19 protein-coding genes, 2 tRNA genes and 1 riboswitch are annotated in these 19,145 nt (G+C 68.5%); of the genes, 15 read left to right on the forward strand and 6 right to left on the reverse strand.

All coding sequences use genetic code 11. The features are described from left to right. Positions 1–175: 175 nt before the first annotated feature. Positions 176–343: riboswitch (cobalamin riboswitch) on the reverse strand. Positions 344–414: 71 nt separating this feature from the next. Next, positions 415–996, reverse strand: coding sequence for a DinB family protein (locus E0H45_RS37875; RefSeq protein ID WP_131346810.1), 582 nt, complete (start codon positions 994–996; stop codon positions 415–417). Positions 997–1,065: 69 nt separating this feature from the next. Beyond that, positions 1,066–2,331 carry a Fic family protein gene (locus E0H45_RS37880; protein ID WP_238155624.1) on the reverse strand — a complete coding sequence of 422 codons (1,266 nt, stop codon included), beginning with the start codon at positions 2,329–2,331 and terminating at the stop codon, positions 1,066–1,068. Between the two features lie 88 nt (positions 2,332–2,419). On the opposite strand from E0H45_RS37880, the gene E0H45_RS37885 reads away from it, so the two are divergent. Together E0H45_RS37885 and E0H45_RS37890 are read left to right on the forward strand one after the other, a co-directional pair. Further along, complete coding sequence (locus E0H45_RS37885; protein WP_131346812.1) at positions 2,420–3,244, forward strand: class I SAM-dependent methyltransferase; 825 nt, start codon at positions 2,420–2,422, stop codon at positions 3,242–3,244. Continuing rightward, a complete protein-coding gene (locus E0H45_RS37890) occupies positions 3,241–3,867 on the forward strand; it encodes a class I SAM-dependent methyltransferase (RefSeq protein WP_131346814.1) in 627 nt (208 codons plus the stop codon). Before E0H45_RS37885 ends, E0H45_RS37890 begins: the two co-directional genes overlap by 4 nt. Here the strand turns inward: E0H45_RS37890 and E0H45_RS37895 are convergent. The 3 genes from E0H45_RS37895 to E0H45_RS37905 are packed head-to-tail and all read right to left on the reverse strand — an operon-like array spanning position 3,854 to position 5,388. Beyond that, entirely contained in the window at positions 3,854–4,048 is a 195-nt protein-coding gene (locus E0H45_RS37895) for a hypothetical protein (protein ID WP_131346816.1), read from the reverse strand. The two genes, E0H45_RS37890 and E0H45_RS37895, sit on opposite strands and share 14 nt — an antisense overlap. 9 nt (positions 4,049–4,057) lie before the next feature. Continuing rightward, entirely contained in the window at positions 4,058–4,909 is an 852-nt protein-coding gene (locus E0H45_RS37900) for a 3-methyladenine DNA glycosylase (protein ID WP_131346818.1), read from the reverse strand. Next, entirely contained in the window at positions 4,906–5,388 is a 483-nt protein-coding gene (locus E0H45_RS37905; protein ID WP_131346820.1) for a GNAT family N-acetyltransferase, read from the reverse strand. The genes E0H45_RS37900 and E0H45_RS37905 overlap by 4 nt, the downstream gene beginning before the upstream one ends. Positions 5,389–5,429: 41 nt before the next feature. Here E0H45_RS37905 and E0H45_RS37910 point away from each other — a divergent pair, with 41 nt between their 5' ends. The 5 genes from E0H45_RS37910 (at position 5,430) to E0H45_RS37930 (ending at position 8,971) form a co-directional block, all read left to right on the forward strand. Then, entirely contained in the window at positions 5,430–6,218 is a 789-nt protein-coding gene (locus E0H45_RS37910) for a fumarylacetoacetate hydrolase family protein (RefSeq protein WP_131346822.1), read from the forward strand. Continuing rightward, on the forward strand, positions 6,211–7,716 hold the full coding sequence (gene gltX / locus E0H45_RS37915; protein ID WP_202872713.1) for a glutamate--tRNA ligase: 1,506 nt from the start codon (positions 6,211–6,213) through the stop codon (positions 7,714–7,716). The genes E0H45_RS37910 and gltX overlap by 8 nt, the downstream gene beginning before the upstream one ends. Next, entirely contained in the window at positions 7,716–8,627 is a 912-nt protein-coding gene (locus E0H45_RS37920) for a CPBP family intramembrane glutamic endopeptidase (RefSeq protein ID WP_131346824.1), read from the forward strand. Before gltX ends, E0H45_RS37920 begins: the two co-directional genes overlap by 1 nt. A 118-nt stretch (positions 8,628–8,745) precedes the next feature. Next, a tRNA-Gln gene (locus tag E0H45_RS37925) sits at positions 8,746–8,817 on the forward strand. A gap of 78 nt (positions 8,818–8,895) precedes the next feature. After that, positions 8,896–8,971: transfer RNA gene (locus tag E0H45_RS37930), tRNA-Glu, on the forward strand. A gap of 54 nt (positions 8,972–9,025) precedes the next feature. Here the strand turns inward: E0H45_RS37930 and E0H45_RS37935 are convergent. Beyond that, positions 9,026–9,661: a TIGR03086 family metal-binding protein gene (locus E0H45_RS37935; RefSeq protein WP_131346826.1), complete on the reverse strand. Its 636-nt coding sequence runs from the start codon at positions 9,659–9,661 to the stop codon at positions 9,026–9,028. A gap of 19 nt (positions 9,662–9,680) precedes the next feature. Between E0H45_RS37935 and E0H45_RS37940 the strand changes: the two genes are divergently transcribed. From E0H45_RS37940 to E0H45_RS37975, 8 genes are all read left to right on the forward strand, one after another. After that, positions 9,681–12,590: a LuxR C-terminal-related transcriptional regulator gene (locus tag E0H45_RS37940; RefSeq protein WP_131346828.1), complete on the forward strand. Its 2,910-nt coding sequence runs from the start codon at positions 9,681–9,683 to the stop codon at positions 12,588–12,590. A gap of 166 nt (positions 12,591–12,756) precedes the next feature. Next, positions 12,757–13,029, forward strand: coding sequence for a hypothetical protein (locus E0H45_RS37945; RefSeq protein ID WP_131346830.1), 273 nt, complete (start codon positions 12,757–12,759; stop codon positions 13,027–13,029). Between the two features lie 20 nt (positions 13,030–13,049). Next, entirely contained in the window at positions 13,050–14,168 is a 1,119-nt protein-coding gene (locus tag E0H45_RS37950; protein ID WP_131346832.1) for a substrate-binding protein, read from the forward strand. Positions 14,169–14,255: 87 nt separating this feature from the next. Next, positions 14,256–15,569 carry an ABC transporter substrate-binding protein gene (locus tag E0H45_RS37955; RefSeq protein WP_165546745.1) on the forward strand — a complete coding sequence of 438 codons (1,314 nt, stop codon included), beginning with the start codon at positions 14,256–14,258 and terminating at the stop codon, positions 15,567–15,569. Next, a complete protein-coding gene (locus E0H45_RS37960) occupies positions 15,566–16,426 on the forward strand; it encodes a carbohydrate ABC transporter permease (protein WP_202872714.1) in 861 nt (286 codons plus the stop codon). The genes E0H45_RS37955 and E0H45_RS37960 overlap by 4 nt, the downstream gene beginning before the upstream one ends. Continuing rightward, positions 16,423–17,241 (forward strand): carbohydrate ABC transporter permease, encoded by an 819-nt coding sequence (locus E0H45_RS37965; protein WP_131346845.1) that lies wholly within the window; start codon positions 16,423–16,425, stop codon positions 17,239–17,241. The genes E0H45_RS37960 and E0H45_RS37965 overlap by 4 nt, the downstream gene beginning before the upstream one ends. A gap of 8 nt (positions 17,242–17,249) precedes the next feature. Continuing rightward, positions 17,250–18,167, forward strand: a complete 918-nt coding sequence (locus E0H45_RS37970; RefSeq protein ID WP_131346847.1) for a nucleoside hydrolase — start codon at positions 17,250–17,252, stop codon at positions 18,165–18,167. Next, positions 18,151–19,143 carry a LacI family DNA-binding transcriptional regulator gene (locus E0H45_RS37975; RefSeq protein ID WP_131346849.1) on the forward strand — a complete coding sequence of 331 codons (993 nt, stop codon included), beginning with the start codon at positions 18,151–18,153 and terminating at the stop codon, positions 19,141–19,143. The genes E0H45_RS37970 and E0H45_RS37975 overlap by 17 nt, the downstream gene beginning before the upstream one ends. The last annotated feature ends 2 nt before the right edge of the window (positions 19,144–19,145 follow it).

The raw sequence follows: 19,145 nt of genomic DNA on the forward strand, positions 1-19,145 counted from the left end.
CGGCACAGACGCAGCCGGCACAGATGAGGAAGCAATGGTCACAGGTGTGCGCTCCAGAAGAGTTCGGAAGCCCGGGACCACGCGAGCGGGCGCATGACGGGACCGGCGGCACCGGCCGGGAACACTGCCGTCACGCCCTGCGACCCACCCGCGAGATCTCGGACCGCGTGCACCGGCGGTACACGCACCGGTGGCAGGTATCCGGGCTCGCGGACACGACTCGACGTCACGTCCGCACACCGTTGCGGGGCAGCTCCGGATTCGCACCGGATTCCCCTGTTGCCTCGGAACAATCAACATCTTGTGGTGCCGACCGTCCCGAACCACCAGTAGTAGTGATGCTAGGTGGGTCGCCCTAGATCTTGTGGTAGCGCCACGCCGCGTGTCGCACATCTTGTGGTCCTCGTCCCCGCATTACGCTGCGACCGCGTAGAGGTCCTGGAGTGTCATGATCTCCGAGCCGTGATGGATCAGCTCGCGATTCAGCCGCAGGACGACGTGGCCGAACGGTTCGGCGGCGTCCAGTTCGTTGGCCTGACTCAGGCCGATCGTCAGCGCCGCGTCCTCGTCCAGACCGGCGATCGCGTCCTGCCAGGCCTCGACCCAGTAGGTCAGCCAGGCGACCGCGTCCCGGGCGTTGCCGTGCAGCGTGATGTCGGCCCGCCCCTGCCGGCTCTCGCCGAACGTCCACTCCCAGCGCTCGAAGAACATCTCGGTCAGATGCGCGATCAGCCAGGCGATCGTCCGCGGTCCGCGATGGTCCGGCTCGTCCGGCCATTGCGCGACCCATTCACCGGACCCGAGTGGCCGGAACGGCCCTGTGTAATGCCGCCGGACGACGGTGAGCGCCTCGCTGCTCGGTCGCCAGAAGTACTGCTCGTCGGTCAGGTGGGCGAGCCGCCCGGACAGCACCATCCAGCTGAACCCGAGCTGGCCGCGGACCATCGCCATCGCCGACGGCCGGTGCAGGATGTCCCAGTCGAACGCCTCCGGCATCACAACTCCCCTGTACGATCGAACATATGTTCGAATTCTTGCTCGATCGCGACCGGAAAGTCAAACCGCCTAGTGTGTCGGTTCTGGCCTCGCGGGGACCGGTCTGCTAGGCGGCTCGATCCGCGTGTCCGCGGCCGGACTCGCGAAGCGACGCTCCAGCAGCGTGAAGGCGTCGATCAGTTCGGGCGCCTCGTAGACGCGGTTGCGGCGCCCGTCGGTGATCTCGCGCAGGATGCCGGTCTCGACCAGCCGGGCGAGGCCTTGGTTGGCGGCCTGCTGGGACCGGTCGATGAGCTGGGCCGCGGCCGCGAGCGTCAGGACCGGCGCGGCGGGCAGCGCCTCGATCAGGAGTTCGGCCGCAGAGCCGGCGCGGACCGGTGCCGCGCGTTCCCGCCATGCGGCCTTGAGGTCTGCGGCGCTCTGCTCGAAGCGTGCGGCCTCGGCAGTCGCGTGCGTGCAGGCCTTCGCGAACATCCGCAGCCACGGGTTCGCGGCCGCGCGGGCCTTCGCGGTCGTCGCGCGTCCGACGTACCGGAAGGCGGTGAGTGTCTCGACGTACTCCGCGGCGTGGGTGGCGAGCGAGAGCGAGACCGGTGGCACGGTGCGCGTGATCAGGCCCTCGGCGCGCAGGATCAGGTGGATCAGCGCGCGCCCGGTCCGGCCGTTGCCGTCGGCGAACGGGTGGATCGTCTCGAACTGCGCGTGCGCGATCGCGGTCTTCGCCAGCACCGGCAGCCCCGACTCGCGGACGAACGTCATCAGGTCCGCGAGCAGTTCGGGGATCAGTTGCGCCGGCGGCGGCACGTAGTACGCCTCGGCGGGGGAGCGGCCGCCGATCCAGTTCTGCAGGTAGCGGATCTCGCCGCCGTACTCCGGGTGCGGCGACTGCGCCATCAACCGGCGATGCGCCTCGAGCAGGTGGTCGACCTCGAGTTTGTCCCCGGCCTGGACGGACTCGGTCGCCCACGTCATCGCGTCGACCGCGCCGAGCACCTCCTCGGCGGTCACGTCGCGGGTGCGCTCTCGCAGTACGTCGGCCTTCAGCAACCTGTGCGCGCCGACGACGAGGCCTTCGATGTGCGACGACCCGACCGCTTCGGCGCGCAGCAGCAACCGCGCCAGCGCCTCGCTGTTGGTCAGTACGGCGGCCGTCGCGTCGAGGCGGGCCAGATCGCCGGCGGCGTCCTCGAGCAGCGCGAGCACGTCGTCGGACAGGTCGAACTCCCGCCCGACCAGCGGGTCGGGGAAATACAGCTCGTACGAGCCGCCCAGGCGCTCCGCCCGGGTGAACCCGTCGGGGTGCCCGGGCCAGCGGTGCAACTCAACCCGTGCCATACCCTTATTCAAGCTTATCCACAAACCTTGAACAAGGTCTGTGGATAAACAACCTGCTGTGGACCCGGATCTGGGGAGACTTCTGGTTGTGACTCTGGATGCGCAGACTCAGCAGATGGTGGCCGCCAACGAAGCCGACTGGAACGCACGGGCGCCGCTGCACGCGGCGAGCGACTTCTACGACCGGCCCGCGGAGTTCTGGTTCGCCGACTACGAGTGGGAGGATCTCGGCCCGCTCGACGGTCGCGACGTACTGCACCTGCAATGTCACCTGGGCACCGAGACGATCGAGTTCGCGCGGCGGGGTGCGCGGACGAGCGGGCTCGACCTGTCCGAGAAGTCGCTGGAGGCCGCACGGCAGATCGCGGCCGAGGCCGGCGTCGAGGTCGACTACCTGCACGCCAACGTGTACGACGCCGTGGACGCGGTCGACGGACGGCAGTTCGACCTCGTCTACACCGGCAAGGGCGCGCTCTGTTACCTGCCCGAACTGAAGCAGTGGGCCGAGGTCGTCCGCGACCTGCTCAAGCCCGGGGGCGTCCTCTACATCGTCGAATTCCACCCGCTGCTCAACGCGCTCCGCGAGGTCTCCCTGCCCGGCGAGTCCGAGGACCTCGTGCTCCGCGCCGACTACCTCGAAGGCCGCGGGCCAATCGCTCACGACTCCACCGTCACCTACACCGGCGACGAGGTCCCCGGCCGCCAGACCAGCTACGAATGGCGCCACGGCCTCGGCGAGATCACCACGACCCTCGCCGACGCAGGCTTCCAACTCAGCAGCCTCCGCGAGTCCGAAGTACTACCGTGGCCTCGCTGGCCATCGATGCAACAGACTCCCGACGGCTGGTGGCGCCTGCCGGACATCGCGCCTCGTATCCCACTCCTCTTCGCCTTGAAGGTCACGAAACCATGAGCCGCGCGGAACGCGAGCAGGACCTCATCACCTACTACTCCAACGAGATCCAGGATCGCGTCGAGCGTGACCTCCCCGAGCCGCGAGTCGCCCGGCGTACGGCGTACCTCGAACAACTCCGCGCCGAAGGCCGCGACACGGTCCTCGAGCTCGGCTGCGGTCCGGGCCGCGACGGAGAAGCGATCGCGGCGGCCGGTTTCACCTACACCGGCGTGGACCTGTCGCCGGCCAGCGTCGACGCCTGCCGCGAACTCGGGCTGCGCGCGGAGGTCGCGTCGGTGCTCGACCTGCCGTTCGACGACGCGACGTTCGACGCCGGCTGGACGATGAGCACGTTGCTGCACGTCGCCGACGAAGATCTCGACCAAGCGCTGCAGGAGATCATCCGGGTACTGCGCCCAGGCGCGCCACTGGCCGTCGGACTCTGGGGTGACGTCAGCTCAGGCGAACGCGTCTGGGAGGACGGCAAGGGCTACGGTCCCGGCCGGTTCTTCAGCATCCGCAGCGACGAGGGACTGCGCCAGGTGCTCGGCCGGTACGGCGTGGTGGAGCAGTGGATGACCTGGGACGACGACCGCGTCATGCACTACCAGTGGGCAGTGCTGCGAGTCAGCGCTTCCTAGGCCCGCGGATCGCGACGTACAGCAGGGAAACGCCGAGGGCCGCGACGATCGGGCCGACGGTCGCCCACAGGGTGCTGCCGGTCATCGAGCTGCCCTTGAGGTACCCGAGGCCTTGCAGCGTCCAGACCCCACCGATCGCGACGAGCAGTACGGCGAACGCGATGGCGACGATCTTTCCCATGCAGGGAGGTTAGCCGAGTAGCTCGTCGCAGAGGGTCGTGAGTTGCCGGCGGAGGGGGCGGGCGCGGTCGGCGAAGGCGCGTTGGGCGGCGGTGTACTCCGCTTTGCCGTCAGGGGTTTCGATCCGCACGGGGGAGTAGCCGAGCGCGGCCAGGTCGTACGGTGATGCGCGCATGTCGAGGGTGCGGATGTCACGGGCGAGCTCGAAGCACTCCAGGAGCAGCGAGCTGGGTGTGAAGGGCATCAGCTTGGTCGCCCACTTGTAGAGGTCCATGTTCGCGTGCAGGCAGCCGCCCTGTTCCAAGGCGGGCTGGGACTCGCGGTCGGGCTGGAGCGTGTTGAGCGGACGGGCAGGGGTCGTGAAGAAGCGGAACGCGTCGAAGTGCGAGCAGCTGATCTTGTGCGACTCGACGACCTGATCGGTGCCCTCGGCCCCTAGCCGCAGCGGCCAGGAGGTGTGCCGTACGTCGGGAGTCCGGTAGACCATCGCCCACTCGTGCAGACCGAAGCAGCCGAATTGGGCCTGCCGATCGAGCGTCGACGCGAGCAGCCGGCGGATCCACGTGATGCTGTCCGCGCGGCGTTCGATCTCGGCTGGATCGAGCGTGGCGGTCCCGTCGACGACGACGTACCCGCGCCGATCGCCGTAGGAAGCCGCATCCTGCAGGCGGATCCCGGGGCCCGGGTGCCAGACGCGGAGCTGGTTCGGCCGCGTCGGGTAGTAGGTGAAGAGGAAGTCCTCGACCGGATGCGCTTCCCGCCGGCGCCGCCGTTCCAGGTGGCCCGCCAGCAGTACGTCGACTCGCGCGGCGTGATCCTCGGCGTACGACGACCACTCGGCAAACGGCAGCGTGACGCTCATAGGTCCAGCGCGAAGGCGTACAGATCGACGCCCGGGATGGGAGACCAGTCACGTTCGGGCAGGCGGACGAAGCCGAGACGTTCGTAGATGCGGTGCGCCGTGGTCATGTAGACGGCACTGCTCATCACGATCCGGCGCTGGCCGAGCTCGCGGGTCCGCTCGATGCACTGCTCGGTCAGCGCGGTCCCGATTCCCAGGCCCCGCGCGCGACCGGCCACGCCGAGCATCCGGAACTCGCCCTCGTCGTCCCGCCCGATCTCGCGGTAGACCGAGCCGACAGGACAGTAGGTAACAGTGCCCAGCAGACCGGACGAGTCGGCCGCGACCCACAGCTCCGCCTTCGCGGCCCGGTCCGCGGCTGCACGCAGCGTCATCGCGTACTCACCCTTGACGAAGCCGTCGTGCGAGTACGCCTCGACGGTCAGCTCACCAACCGCGTCGTACTCCTCCGGAACGGCCGGCCGGATGTCGATAGTCACCGCCTAACTGTCTCATCCCGTACCCCCGGTAGGCTCGGCCCGTGCGTATCGCCAGATTCTCCGTGGACGACGAGCCGAAGTACGGCGTCGTCGAGACCGACGACCCCGAAGGCCTCACCGGTACTGTCAACGTTCTCGACTCGGACCCGCTCTACCGGTCGGCGCAGTTCACCGGCGAGAAGCTGCAGCTCGCGGACGTCCGGCTGCTGGCGCCGGTGATCCCGCGCAGCAAGGTGGTCTGCGTCGGCCGCAACTACGCGGCGCATGCCGCGGAGCTCGGCAACGACGTACCGCAGCAGCCGATGATCTTCCTGAAGCCGAACACCAGCGTGATCGGCCCGCGGGACGGCATCGTCTACCCGGAGCAGACCAACGACCTGCACTTCGAGGGCGAGCTGGCGATCGTGATCGGCCGGATCTGCCGGGACCTGCCCAAGGAGCGGGTCAACGAGGTGATCTTCGGCTACACGATCGCGAACGACGTGACCGCGCGCGACCTGCAGAAGAGCGACGGGCAGTGGGCCCGGGCCAAGGGGTTCGACACGTTCTGCCCGCTCGGTCCGTGGATCAGCACCGAGCTCGACGTGTCCGACCTGCGGGTCAGCACCGAACTGAACGGTGAGCCCAAGCAGGACGGGCGGACGTCGCAGTTCATCTTCGACATCCCCGAGGTGCTGGCCTACATCACCTCCTTCACCACGCTGCTGCCCGGTGACGTGGTGCTCACCGGCACCCCGGCGGGCGTCGGCCCGATGCTGCCCGGTGACGAGGTCTCGGTCAGCATCGAAGGAATCGGAACCCTCACGAACAAGGTGATCGTGCGTGACTGACGCCGTACTGGGCGGTCTGGAACCGAGTGCTGTCCGGGTCCGGTTCCCACCGTCCCCGACCGGCCTGCTGACCGTCGGCAACATCCGCAGCGCGCTGTTCAACTGGGCCTTCGCGCGGCACTTCGGCGGCAAGCTGGTGCTGCGCATCGAGGACACCGACACAGCCCGGAACACGGCCGAGGGCTACCGGTACACCTACGACGCCCTGCGCTGGCTCGGCCTGACCTGGGACGAGGGCCCCGAGGCCGGCGGCGACTTCGGTCCGTACCTGCAGTCCGAGCGGATGGACATCTACGCGGACGTCGTCGCGAAGCTGATGGCGGCCGGCAGGGCCTACCACTGCTACTGCTCGCAGGAGGAGCTCGACCAGCGCCGCGAGGCCGCCCGCACGGCCGGCCAGCACAGCGGGTACGACGGCCACTGCCGCAACCTCTCGCCCGAGCAGGTCCAGGCGTACGTCGACGAAGGCCGGCGGCCCGTGGTGCGGCTGCGGATGCCGGACCGCCCGATCGTGTTCGACGACCTGGTCCGCGGCGAGATCACCTTCCTGCCGGAGAACCTCGGCGACTACGTACTGGTCCGCGCGAACGGCTACCCGCTCTACCCGCTGGTGAACCCGGTCGACGACGCGCTGATGGAGATCACGCACGTCCTTCGCGGCGAGGACCTGCTGCCGTCGACGCCCCGTCAGATCGCCCTGTACGAGGCGCTCGCGGACATCGGGGTCGGCAGCGGCCGGACGCCGCGCTTCGGGCACCTGCCGTTCGTGATGGGCGAGGGGAACAAGCGGCTGTCCAAGCGGGACAAGGGATCCGGGCTGACGGAGTACGTCGACCGCGGGTTCCTGCCCGAGGGGCTGCTGAACTATCTGGCGCTGCTGGGCTGGTCGATCGCCGAGGACCGCGACGTGTTCACGATGGCGGAGATGGTCGAGGCGTTCGACATCCGCAAGGTGAACTCGAACGCGGCCCGCTTCGACCCGAAGAAGTGCGAGGCGATCAACGCCGCCCACATGCGGCTGCTCCCGCAGGAGGAGTTCGCGCAGCGGATGATCCCGTTCCTGGCCACGGCCGGGGTGCTTCCGGAGCAGCCCTCCGAGGAGCAGCTCGCGGTGCTGCGGGCCGCCGTACCGCTCGTGCAGGAGCGGATGAACACGCTGTCGGAGTCCGACGAGATGCTCGGGTTCCTGTTCGTCTCCGAGGACCTGTTCACGGTCGACCCGGACGCTGCCGCGAAGGTGCTGACCGGTGACGCCGGCGCCGTACTGGATGCGTCGGCGAAGGCGCTGACAGACGTGGAGTGGACGACCGAGGCGATCGAGGCCGCGCTGCGGGCGTCGTTGATCGACGGGCTCGGGCTGAAGCCGAAGAACGCGTTCGGCCCGGTCCGGGTGGCGATCTCCGGCCGCCGGATCTCGCCGCCGCTGTTCGAGTCACTGGAACTGCTCGGGCGGGAGAAGTCCCTGCACCGGCTCGAGCGCGCCCGCCGTACGACGTGATGAGCAAGCAGACCACGCCGTACCAGCGGCTCCTCGACAACGACATCACGCCGCGCGCGTTCGTCGTCCTCGGCTCGTTCACGATCCTGGTCGGCTGGATGATCACCGGCGTCGTGATCCAGGGTGTCCAACTCGCGATCCACAAGGACGCGGAGGGGACGCTGTCCTGGTTCGGCTTACTGGGCGTCAACCTGACCGTGATGTCCTTGATCCCGCTGTCGATGCTGATCGCCCGGGCGTTGAACAAGCAGACACCGGGACTGCTGTCGTCGGTGGTCGGCCGGCTGCGGTGGCGTCCGCTGGCCTGGTTCGCGCTGGTCTCGATCGGGCTCGAACTGATCGCGTTCGCGATCATCCAGATCTTCAACGTCCCGCTCGCCACCGGTGAACGTCACGGTGGCGGCGTGGCGCCGGACGCGATCGCGGTCATCGCGGTCACGTTGCTGACCTCGCCGATCCAGGCCGCGGGGGAGGAGTACTTCTTCCGCGGGTACCTGCTGCAGGCCGTCGGGTCGTTCGTGCGGACCTCGCTGGTGGCCGTGATCGTCACCGGGGTGCTGTTCACCGCCGCGCACGGGATCTGGCCGTGGCAGAGTCCGGCGCTGTTCGTCGACCGGCTCGCGTTCGGTCTGATCGCGGGACTGCTCGTGGTCCGGACCGGCGGACTGGAGGCCGGCATCGCGTCGCACGCGGCCAACAACGTGGTGACGTTCGTGTTCGCGGCGATGACCGACACGGTCGGGGCGAGCCTCGGCGTGAAGGACGCGCCCTGGCCGCTGGTGACGATCGACGTCGTGAAGTTCGTGGCGTTCGGCGCGATCGCGTGGTGGATGTCCGGGCGGATGAAACTGGCCAATCGTTCCGAGCTGCCGTTGACCGCGTTGCCGGTCGGCGGCCCGGGACGGGTGTGACGGGAGTGACAACCAGCCTGGAGGGGGCCCGTTTTGCTGTCCGGTCCCTGCCTCGGGTAAGCTCTCCGAGCCGGGTTGGTGAGGGCGGAAACAAACTCTCGACCCAGTGAAATGCCTTTGGGGTATGGGGTAATTGGCAGCCCGTCTGATTCTGGTTCAGTTAGTCTAGGTTCGAGTCCTAGTACCCCAGCGGATTGGACCGCACCGGTGAAAATCGGTAGAGTTCAACCTCGTTGCCCGGCCCGTGAGGACCGGATGACACACCTCTGGCCCCGTTGTGTAGCGGCCTAGCACGCCGCCCTCTCAAGGCGGTAGCGCGGGTTCGAATCCCGTCGGGGCTACCAGAGAGTCGAAGACCCTCGTCCATCGGATGGGGGTCTTCGTGCGTCGGGCGGCTCTTACGGAACGCGACCGGTGAACGCCAGCATCCTGTCCTGGAGGCTCGCCGCTTCGGACACCTGCACAGCCGGCCCCATCATCGGCTGGCCGAGCGGGTTGCGACCTCTCAACAACTCCTGTGGCACGTGTTGAAGACCGGTCATCGTCGCCTCGACGGCGGTTGGCGGAAGGGCTTCGTCGGCTCCGACCGATCGCGCCAGATCCCACGAATGGATCAGCAGGTCGCCGATCAGGAAGGCGGCCAGCTCCTGCTTGGGAATGCCCGCGAACTCAGCCACGGCCCCTTCGAGGTTCGAGGGGTCCGACAGGTGCGTCGCGTACGCCTCGCGGATGGTCTCCCAGTCGTCGCCCGCGGCGAGGGAGGCGCCGAGCAACGCGCCGCCGGTCGCCTGCCATTCCAGGGTGTGGTCGACCAACGCCCGAACGTTCCATTCCACACAGGGCGTGCGGCAGTTCCACTGATCGTCGCCGACCTTCGAACAGACGGCGGTCCACTTGCCGGCGGCTTCGCGCCAGACGTCGATTGGTCCGCTCATCCCGATCCCTTGACTGCCTGGCTGCAGGCTCACTTCAGCACCCGTGTGCGCGGCGGCCCTCCACGACCCTGCATACCATGCCGCGCTCAGGCGATCCACCCCGACGTACGATGCGCGTGTGGGGGCCGAGCGACCAGCAGGCACGATGACGTTCCTGGTCGTCGACGTGGACCGAAGGGTCCGCAGCGACGAAACGCCCGCTGACGCGGCCGCGGCGGTTGTCCTGCGCGACTCGATCGTCCGGGACGCGATCGGACGAAGTGGCGGCTATCTGTTCGCGAGTGGCGACGACCGGTCCATCGCGGCGTTCGCCGCAGCCGTCGACGCCGCTGAGGCCGCGGTTGACCTCCAGCGACAGCTGATCCGCGAGCGCGACAGGCTCGCGTTCCAGGTCCGGGTCGGCCTCCACACGGCAGAGGCGACCAAAGGCGAGCCGGACTACGTCGGTCCGGAGGTCAACCGGGCAGAGCGCTTGGCGTCGATCGCTCACAGCGGGCAGATCGTCGTCTCGGACACGACCGAGCTCTTGCTGCGCAGCCGAGTGACGTTGCGCTCCCTGGGCGAGCACCGGCTGCGTGACCTCGACCGTCGCATGACGGTGTACCAGATCGTCGCCGACGGGCTGCCCTCGGACTTTCCGCCGCTGCGAGGTGTTTCGGCGCGGATCGGCAACCTGCCGGAGCAGCTGGCCTCCTTCGTCGGGCGGGACAGGCTGGTCCTCGAGGTCGCTGAGCTCGTCCGTTCGAACCAGTTGGTCACACTCGGCGGGGCCGGCGGCGTCGGCAAGACCCGTCTGGCGCTCGAGGTCGGAGCGGGTCTCGCCGACGAGTTCCCGGACGGCGTGTGGGTCGTCGAACTCGCCTCCGTCGGCGACGCCGCGTCAGTTCCCGCCGCGATCGCGACCGCACTGGGAATCTCCCCGCGTGCGGATACCGAGCTCGTCGAGACCGTCGCCGAAGCGTTGGCCGGCCGGCGCGCTCTCGTGCTGATGGACAACTGCGAGCACGTTCTCCGGGCAGCTTCGGCCGCCATCACCGAGATCCTCGGCAGATCGGGCGTCGTCCGGGTGCTGGCGACGTCACGGGAGTACCTGTGGATCGCCGGCGAGACATTGGTGGAAGTGTCGCCGCTGGCGCTGACCGGGGGCGTCGCGTCCGACGCTGTGCATCTGTTCGTCGAGAGGGCTCGTGCCGTTCGGCCGGCGTTCGGGTTGCAGGACCCACAGGACGCGGCGGCGGCGACAGAGATCTGCCTGACACTCGACGGCCTGCCGCTGGGCATCGAGCTGGCGGCCGCGCGGATGGCTGCCATGAGTGCGATCGAGGTGCGGGACCGGCTCGGCGCGCGCTTCCGCTTGCTGCGGGGGCCGGCGGCGCGGACCGACCGCCAGCAGACGCTGTCCCGCGCCGTTGGATGGTCGTACGACCTGCTCGACGCCGACGAGCAGAAACTGATGCGCAACGCCTCCGTGTTCTCGGGCGGATTCGATCTGGCGAGCCTCGCGGCCGTCGTCGGCGCCGACGACGTCGACGTCCTCGTGCAGATCGACTCGCTCGTCCGTAAGTCGCTGGTCGTCGCTGATCACGGCGCCGACCACACGCGCTACCGGCTGTACGAGACGATCCGGCAGTTCAGCGAGGATCGGCTGTCCGAGGCCGGCGGCCTCGCGCGCATGCGCGATCGGCATGCGGCACACTTCGCCGTCGAGGCTGCGGCACGCTGGGAGGGTTGGGACGGCCCAGGCTGGCGCAGCGCAGTCGACTGGGTCGAGGCCGAGCTCGGCAACCTCCGAACCGCGTTCCGATGGAGCACGCAGCGCGGGCGCCTGGAGGTCGCGACCGACATCGCGGCGCATGCCGCGCTGATGGGATTCTCGATCGAGCTTTTCGAGACAGTGGCCTGGGCGGAGGAGTTACTGGATTCCGCCGCCGGAACGGCTGTTGCACGGCTCCCGCGCCTCTACACCGCTGCCGGCTACGCCTGCTTCGTCGGGCGCGCTGAGGCAGCGGCAGGCAACGCTCACCGCGCCGTGGAGCTGGGGTCGCAGCCCGGCCGCGACCCCTGCGAGCCCGGGTACGCGACCTTCGTCGAGGCGCTCGGCCAGGTCTACAGCGGACACCTGGACCGCTATGTCGAGCTGACCGGTGCAGTGGCAAGGCAGTTCGGCGCGGCGCGTGGTTACGGCCTGGCGTCGTACGTGGACGGCCTGCAGGCCAGCGGCCGGGTTGCCGAGGCGCTCGAGCTCGTCGCCCCGTCGATCGTCGCCGCTCGCGACCTCGGGAACCCCTACTGGATCGCCTACGCGTTGTGGATCGGGGGGCTGACCCTCGCGAAGGCCGACCGGAAACGTGCGCTGGCGACGTGGGACGAAGCGGTCGACCATGTCCGCGAACACGGGGTGCATTTCTTCGACGGGTTCCTCGCTCGCGACGCGGCACGGCTGCACACGTCGGACGGCGAGGCCGACCGCGCCCTTGCGCTTTTCGACACCGCCATCGGCGCGGCACGCCAGGCGGGAAACGTCGCGCAGCTGATCATCAGCCTGGCCAGCGTGCCCGCCCTGTTCGAGCGCCTCGATCGCGTGGAAGCGGCGATGACACTGTTCGCGGCGTTGTCGGGCGAGCCCGCTGCCTTCCACCACGTCCCCGAGCTCGCCGAGCTGGGCGAGCGGCTGAGCCGGCGGCTAGGCACCGAACGATCCGCAGAGCTCCGGTCGGCGGGGCTGGCTTATGACCTCAACGCCGCCGCCGCGTGGACCCGGGACGAGCTGACCTCGGCCCTCCGCGAGCTCCGGCAGCAGGCCAACGGCGCTCGTACCGCCGGTCTGACGCGTCGCGAGATCGACGTGCTCAAGCTGGTGGCCGAAGGCCGCACGACGAGCGAGATCGCAGCGCGACTGTTCATCTCTGCGAAGACCGCCGATCACCACATCCAGCACATCTACACCAAGATCGGCGTGTCCAACCGCTCCGCGGCGACCCGGTGGGCTGTGCGGCACCAGCTCGTGCCCAACGACAGCGCTCGCTGAGCCCGAAGCTCCACGCGCCCGGCGCGCCCTCGTCATGGCGACCGGAAATGGGGAGAACTCCCGATGCCGGCCTTCGCCGTCGAGAGCAGGATCCAAGTCACACCAGCCAATCGGTTGGCGACACCTGGCGAAGGAAGCTTCGCCGCCGCACGAAGGAGCAAGAGCCATGATCCTGGCAACGACGAAGGTCGAGGACGTCAGCCACTTCCTGGACGTCTTCTCGACGAAGGGCGCGGACAAGCGCGCCGAGCACGGGTCCAAGGGATCTACCGTCTTCCGCGACCCGAACGAAGCGGACCGGGTCTGGGTCCTGTTCGACTGGGACGAGGCAGGTTGGGCGGCATTCGTGTCGGATCCCGACGTACCGCCGATCCTCAAAGAGGCCGGCCATGTCGGCAAGCCGCAGGCCGCCCAGCCGGCCGGCACCTACCGCGCCTGACCAACTGAGGTGACGAGACGATGACGACTTCGAACGGCCGGCCCGCGCGCGTCGGCATCATCACCGATCAGAGCGGCCCGCTCTCCTTCATGGGGATCGCGAACGCCAACACGGCCACGATGGTGGTCGACGACATCAACCAACAGGGCGGCCTGCTCGGCCATCCGATCGAGCTGTTCATCGAGGACAGCGCGACCGAAGACCGAGCCGCCGCCGCGGCAGCCGCCAAGCTCGTGAATCAGGTACACGTCGACGTCGTGCTGGGCGGTATCTACAGCTCGACCCGTCAAGCGATCAAGGGTCCGGCCGTCGAGGACGGCAGGACGCTCTACATCTACCCCGAGCAGTACGAAGGCCAGGAGTGCGACCCGCTGATCTACTGCACCGGACCGGTTCCCGCGCAGCAGCTCGACCCGCTCTTCCCATGGCTCATGCGGCACACAGGTGCGAAGCGGTTCTACCTGCCGTCCGCGGACTACATCTGGCCGCACACGATGAACAAGAAGGTGTGGGAGGTCGTCACCGCGGAGGGCGGCACGGTCGTCGGCGAGCAGTACTTCCCGCTGGATCATCTGGACTACGACCAGCTGGTCGACGACATCATGGCGAGCGGCGCCGAGGTCGTGTTCAACACGATCGTCCCCCCAGGACTCACGCCCTTCCTGGCGCGGCTGCACGAGGCGGGCTTCACGAAGCGGGGCGGTCGTCTCGTGTGCACCTACTTCGACGAGAACTTCCTGAACCTCGTGCCTGCCGAGCACGTCGAGGGCCTGTACGGGTGCCTCGACTACTACCTCGACGTGACCGACTCCTTCAGCGAGGCGCTGCTGGCGCGGTACGACGAGCGGTTCCCCGGCAGCGCGATGTTCACCGCCGGCAGCGCGTGTTCGGGGATGTACCGGGGACTGAAGCTGTGGGAAGCCGCGGTCAACGAAGCCGGCTCCCTGCGTCAGGAGGACGTCGCCGCGGCCCTCGACCACGCGAGGATCGCCGAAGGTCCGGGCGGACCGGCGGAGATGGTGCCAGGTCAGCACCACCTTCGACTGAACATGTACATCGCGCAGTCGCAGGGCGGCACGCTCAAGGTGGTCAAGAACCTCGGGCCGATCGACCCCAAGGAGCGGGAGGTCGCCCACTGAGCCGCTTCGTACGATTGCTGGACAGGCAAGGTCTAAGCGCTTAGAGTCTAACCGCTTAGACCTCTCCTGCCTGGAAAGGGGATCGCTGTGCGGCGAAACCTCTTCGCTCTTCCGGCCGTGGCGATTGCCGCGGCCCTGCTGCTGGCCGGCTGCGGCGGCTCGTCCGGTGATTCGTCCGGTTCTGGCGCCACGGCCGACCCCGGTCCGGAGACCGGGACCATCACGTTCACGGGTACCGACAACGCCGAGACGTACCAGCCCGTGATCAAGGCCTTCGAGGCGAAGAACCCCGGGATCAAGGTGACCTACACCCAGATCCCGTTCGACCAGTTCAACGCGACCATGCAGCAGCGGCTGAGCGCGAAGGACACCGGCATCGACGTCTACACGGTCGACGAGCCGCGGGTCTCGCAGCTCGCTGCGAAGGGTTTCCTCACCGACCTCAGCGACCTCGACGCCAAGGTGAAGACGTCCTTCAGCGCGACGGCGTACAAGACCAACCGCTTCCGCGACAAGCTGTGGTCGTTGCCGATGTGGAACTCGACGCAGTTCCTCTTCTACAACAAGACCGCGCTCGCCAAGGCGAAGGTGACGCCGCCGACCGCGGACCCGGAGCAGCGCTGGACCTGGGAACAGGTCGAGGCCGCCGGCCGGAAGGCGATGCAGTCGGGCGGCACGAAGTACGGCCTGTTCATGGAGCAGCCCGAGGCGTACTACCAGCTGCAGCCGCTGGCCGAGTCGCTCGGCGGCGGATCCGGGATCGAGGGCGACGACGCCCTCACCCCGGCGGTCGAGACCGACGGCTGGAAGAAGGCGATGCAGTGGTACGGCGCCACGTTCGCGAGCGGACTGTCGCCGCGGGGCATCGGCGGGTTCCAGACCGGCCCGGTGTTCGCGGCCGGTGACGTCGCCTTCTTCGTCGGCGGCCCGTGGGACCTGAAGATCTTCGGCAGCTCGAAGGTCGACTGGGGTGTCGCGCCGATGCCGTACTTCCAGGGCGGCAAGCCGGTCACCCCGACCGGTTCCTGGTCGCTCGGCATCAACCCGGCGTCGAAGCAGCAGGGGATGGCGCGCAAGTTCGTCGAGTTCGCGACGCTGGACCCGGCGGGCAACCTGGTCACCACGAGTACGACGACGATCATCCCGGCGAACCTCGAGGCGCAGAAGCAGTACACCCCGCAGATGGACAAGTTCTCCGGTGCGAAGACGGCCGGTGCTGCCGCGATCACGACGTACGAGAGTGAGCACACCGCGGTGTCGCGGCCGGTGAGCGTCGGGTACATCCAGTTCGAGGAAGTCATGGGGAAGGCGTTCGCCGACATCCGCAACGGGACCGACCCGAACACCCGGTTGCAGGAGGCGACCAGGCAGCTCACCGACGCCTGGAAGTCGATCAAGTGAAGCAAAGGCAAGGGCTGATCGCCCTCGCCTTCCTGGCGCCCGCGCTGGTGTGTCTCGCCGTACTGCGGATCGTCCCGGCGATCTCGGCCGTGGTCGAGAGCTTCTACACCGAGAGCCTGCTGCGCGGCGGGCGGGTGTTCGCGGGCCTGGGCAACTACACGGATCTGCTGTCGAACAAGGACTTCCGGCAGTCGGTCGGCGTGACGCTGCTCTTCACCGTGCTGGTGAACCCGATCCAGGTCGTGGTCTCGTTCCTGCTTGCGGTCCTCTTCACCCAGCGGGCCGCGGGCGCGAAGCTCTGGCGCACGCTCGTGATCCTGCCGATAGCCACCCCGCCTGCGGTGTCGGCAGTGATCTGGAGCGTCATCTACCGGCCGGACGGCCTCGCGAACGGCGTCCTCGAACGGCTCGGTCTGCCCGCGCAGCCGTTCCTCACCTCGTCGAGTCAGGTACTGCCGTCGCTGATCGTCATGCTGTCCTGGATCGGCGTCGGGTACTGGATGCTGTTCCTGATCGCGGGCATCCAGGAGGTCCCGGAAGAGGTCCGCGAGGCCGCGCTGCTCGACGGCGCGGGCCCGTGGCGCCGGATGATCTCCGTCGTCCTTCCGCTGGTACGTCGTCCGCTGGCGTTCGTCCTGGTCGCCGACACGGTGTCGAACCTGCTCGTGTTCGCGCCGGTGCAGATCCTCACCAAGGGCGGCCCGAACGGCAACAGCAACCTGCTGATGTACGACGTCTACACCCGCGCGTACGCGATCGGCGACATCCACGTCGCGCAGGCCGAGGTCGTCATCCTGGTCGCGCTGACGCTGGCGATCGTGGCCGGCCAGTTCCGGCTGCTGCGAGGTGACCAGTGAAGCGGGCCAGCCTCTCGGTGCTCGGCGGTGCCGTCGGCATCCTGTTCTTCCTGCCGTTGCTCTGGGTCGTCACGAACTCGCTGCGCCCCGGATCGGAGACCTTCGCCAACCTCAGTCCGCTGTCCTGGCAGACGTTCCTCGAGCTGCGTCCCACCCTCACCAACTACTCCGCCCTGCTGAACAGTGCGATCGGTCGCGCGACGCTCAACTCGATCCTGGTCAGCGCGGCCACGGTCGTCATCGGTCTGGCGGTCTGTGCGACCGCGGCGTTCGGACTGGCGGCGTTCCAGTTCCGCGGTCGCGGGCTGGTGTTCGGCATCGTCGTACTGAGCTTCCTGGTGCCGTTCGACGCGATCGCGATCCCGTTGTCGACGATGTTCCGGGACTGGCACCTGACCAACACGTTCGCGGGTCTGGTGCTGCCGGGGATCGGCAACGGGATGGCGATCTTCCTGCTGCGGCAGTTCTTCCTCGGCATCCCGGCCGAACTGGTCGAGGCCGGCCGGCTCGACGGGCTGGGCTGGTTCGGGGTGTTCCGCTGGATCTACCTGCCGCTGTCGAAGCCCGCGCTGATCGGCGCCGGCCTGATGCTGTTCCTCTTCCAATGGCAGGCCTACGTCTGGCCGCTGCTGATCGGCACCGACGCCAAGCACATCCTCGGCCCGGTCGCGCTGTCCAACCTGCAGGGTCAGAACTTCACCGACTACGGTCTCGTGTTCGCGGGCGCCGTGGTCCTCACCGTCATCCCGCTGGTGGTCATCGCCGGCTTCCAGCGGTACTTCGTCCAGTCCGTGTCCAGCACCGGGCTCAAGTAAGGAGATCTGTGCGATCCATCATTCTCGATACCGATATCGGCTCCGACGTCGACGACGCGATGGCGCTGGCCCAGCTCCTGGGCAGCCCGGAGCTCGACCTCGTCGAGGTGCACACGGTGTACGGCGACACTCGGCTACGGGCCCAGCTCGCCCGGCGGTACGGCGTACTCGCAGGTCGCGACCTGGACGTCGTACCCGGTGTCGTCGAACCGTTGTCGGGGCGGAAGGTCTGGTGGGCCGGGCACGAGGGCACGCTGCACGACGACCTGGAGCAGGAGACGATCAGCGCGGACAGCGCGCCCGAACGGCTGGTGGCACGGCTACGCGAGCAACCTGGTGAGCTCGACGTGGCGGCGATCGGTCCGTTGACCAACGTGGCGGCCGCACTGGCCCTCGAACCGCAGGCAGCCTGGTGGATCCGGCACCTGTGGGTGATGGGTGGATCGTTCGGCGACGACGTGTGCGAGCACAACTTCAAGTCCGACGACGTCGCCGCGCAGGCCGTGCTGACCGCCGGCATCCCGACGACGATCACGGGGCTGGAGATCACCCAGCAGGTCACGATCGAGGCTGCCCGCCTGGAACGGATCCGCGCAGCGGGCCCGCTCGGCGCCGCGCTCGGGGCGGACATCGAGCAGTGGTGGGCGTACTGGAACGAGACGTGGAACGTGCCGCACGACCCGGTGGCGGTGCTCGCCTTGAGTCGCCCGGAGCTGTTCACGTTCTCCAAGCTCGGACGAGTGTCGATCGAGGTCGAGGGAGAGCGGGCGGGGCACAGTACGTTCGCGCCTGCTGCGGACGGCACCGTGCGGATCATCACCGCGGTGGAGGCCGAGCAGGTGGCCGAGGAGATCACGGCGCGGATCGTGGCGGCCGGGACGGCATACCCTGTGGCTCGTGGGGAGATCGATGGCGACCGCACGTGACGTCGCCGAGCGCGCGGGCACGTCCACCGCGGTCGTCAGCTACGTCTTCAACAACGGTCCCCGGCCCGTGTCGGCGGAGACCCGCAGGCGCGTGCTGGAAGCGGCGGCCGAGCTGGAGTACCGGCCGAACATCCTCGCCCGGGCGCTGAGCGCGGGACGCACGTACTCGCTCGGGCTGCTCATCCCGCAGATCCGCAACCCGTACTTCGCCACGCTCGCCGAGCACCTGGAGAATTACGCGCGGCAGCACGACCACCTGCTGCTGATCGGCGACTCGGCCGGCGACCCGGAGCAGGAATCGGCCCACATCGGGTCGTTCATCGAGCGCAAGGTCGACGGCGTGGTTCTCGTCTCGCTGCTCGTCGCGCCGGCGATCCAGCGCTTCGCGACCGCCGGCGTACCCGTTGTCGCACTGCATCCGGTGCCCGACGGCGTGACGGTTTCCACGCTCTCGATCGACTACGTCGCGGGCGCCGAGGCGTCGGCGGACCACCTGCTGTCCCACGGGTACCGGACCCTCGGCGTCGTCACCGGCCCCGAGGATTCACCCGGTACGGCGGAACACCGCCGCGGAATCGAACGCGCGCTGAAGGCGCATCCACGGGCCTCCGCGCGGTACGTCGCCGCGCCCGTATCGCGGTTCGCCGCGCGGGACGCCGTACGGCGGTGGTTCGCGCAGAAGCGGCCGCCGCGGGCGATCTACTGCTCGACGGACGAGCAGGCGTTCGGCGTACTGTTCGCGGCCTGGGAAGCCGGGCTGCAGGTGCCGGACGACGTGGCTGTGATGGGTTTCGACGGCACCAGCGAATGCTCAGTGACGATCCCGCCACTCGCCAGCGTCCGCCAGCCGATCGAGCAAACCGCACGCCAGGCGGTCGAACTGTTGCTCGACCGCACCAACCCACCCGCGGCCCGCCACGTCCTCGACTACGAGCTGATTCCCAACATCTCCTGCGGCTGCACCGAATCCGAGTAGCC

Source organism: Kribbella soli, from assembly GCF_004331345.1.
In the GTDB taxonomy this organism is placed as follows: Bacteria; Actinomycetota; Actinomycetes; order Propionibacteriales; family Kribbellaceae; genus Kribbella; species Kribbella soli.

What these genes read in the sequence shown, in the direction of transcription:
- E0H45_RS37875 (WP_131346810.1), bottom strand. Translation starts at nt 996, where the DNA reads ATGCCGGAGGCGTTCGACTGGGACATCCTGCACCGGCCGTCGGCGATG.
- E0H45_RS37880 (WP_238155624.1), bottom strand. Translation starts at nt 2,331, where the DNA reads ATGGCACGGGTTGAGTTGCACCGCTGGCCCGGGCACCCCGACGGGTTC.
- E0H45_RS37890 (WP_131346814.1), top strand. Translation starts at nt 3,241, where the DNA reads ATGAGCCGCGCGGAACGCGAGCAGGACCTCATCACCTACTACTCCAAC.
- E0H45_RS37895 (WP_131346816.1), bottom strand. Translation starts at nt 4,048, where the DNA reads ATGGGAAAGATCGTCGCCATCGCGTTCGCCGTACTGCTCGTCGCGATC.
- E0H45_RS37900 (WP_131346818.1), bottom strand. Translation starts at nt 4,909, where the DNA reads ATGAGCGTCACGCTGCCGTTTGCCGAGTGGTCGTCGTACGCCGAGGAT.
- E0H45_RS37920 (WP_131346824.1), top strand. Translation starts at nt 7,716, where the DNA reads ATGAGCAAGCAGACCACGCCGTACCAGCGGCTCCTCGACAACGACATC.
- E0H45_RS37945 (WP_131346830.1), top strand. Translation starts at nt 12,757, where the DNA reads ATGATCCTGGCAACGACGAAGGTCGAGGACGTCAGCCACTTCCTGGAC.
- E0H45_RS37950 (WP_131346832.1), top strand. Translation starts at nt 13,050, where the DNA reads ATGACGACTTCGAACGGCCGGCCCGCGCGCGTCGGCATCATCACCGAT.
- E0H45_RS37975 (WP_131346849.1), top strand. Translation starts at nt 18,151, where the DNA reads ATGGCGACCGCACGTGACGTCGCCGAGCGCGCGGGCACGTCCACCGCG.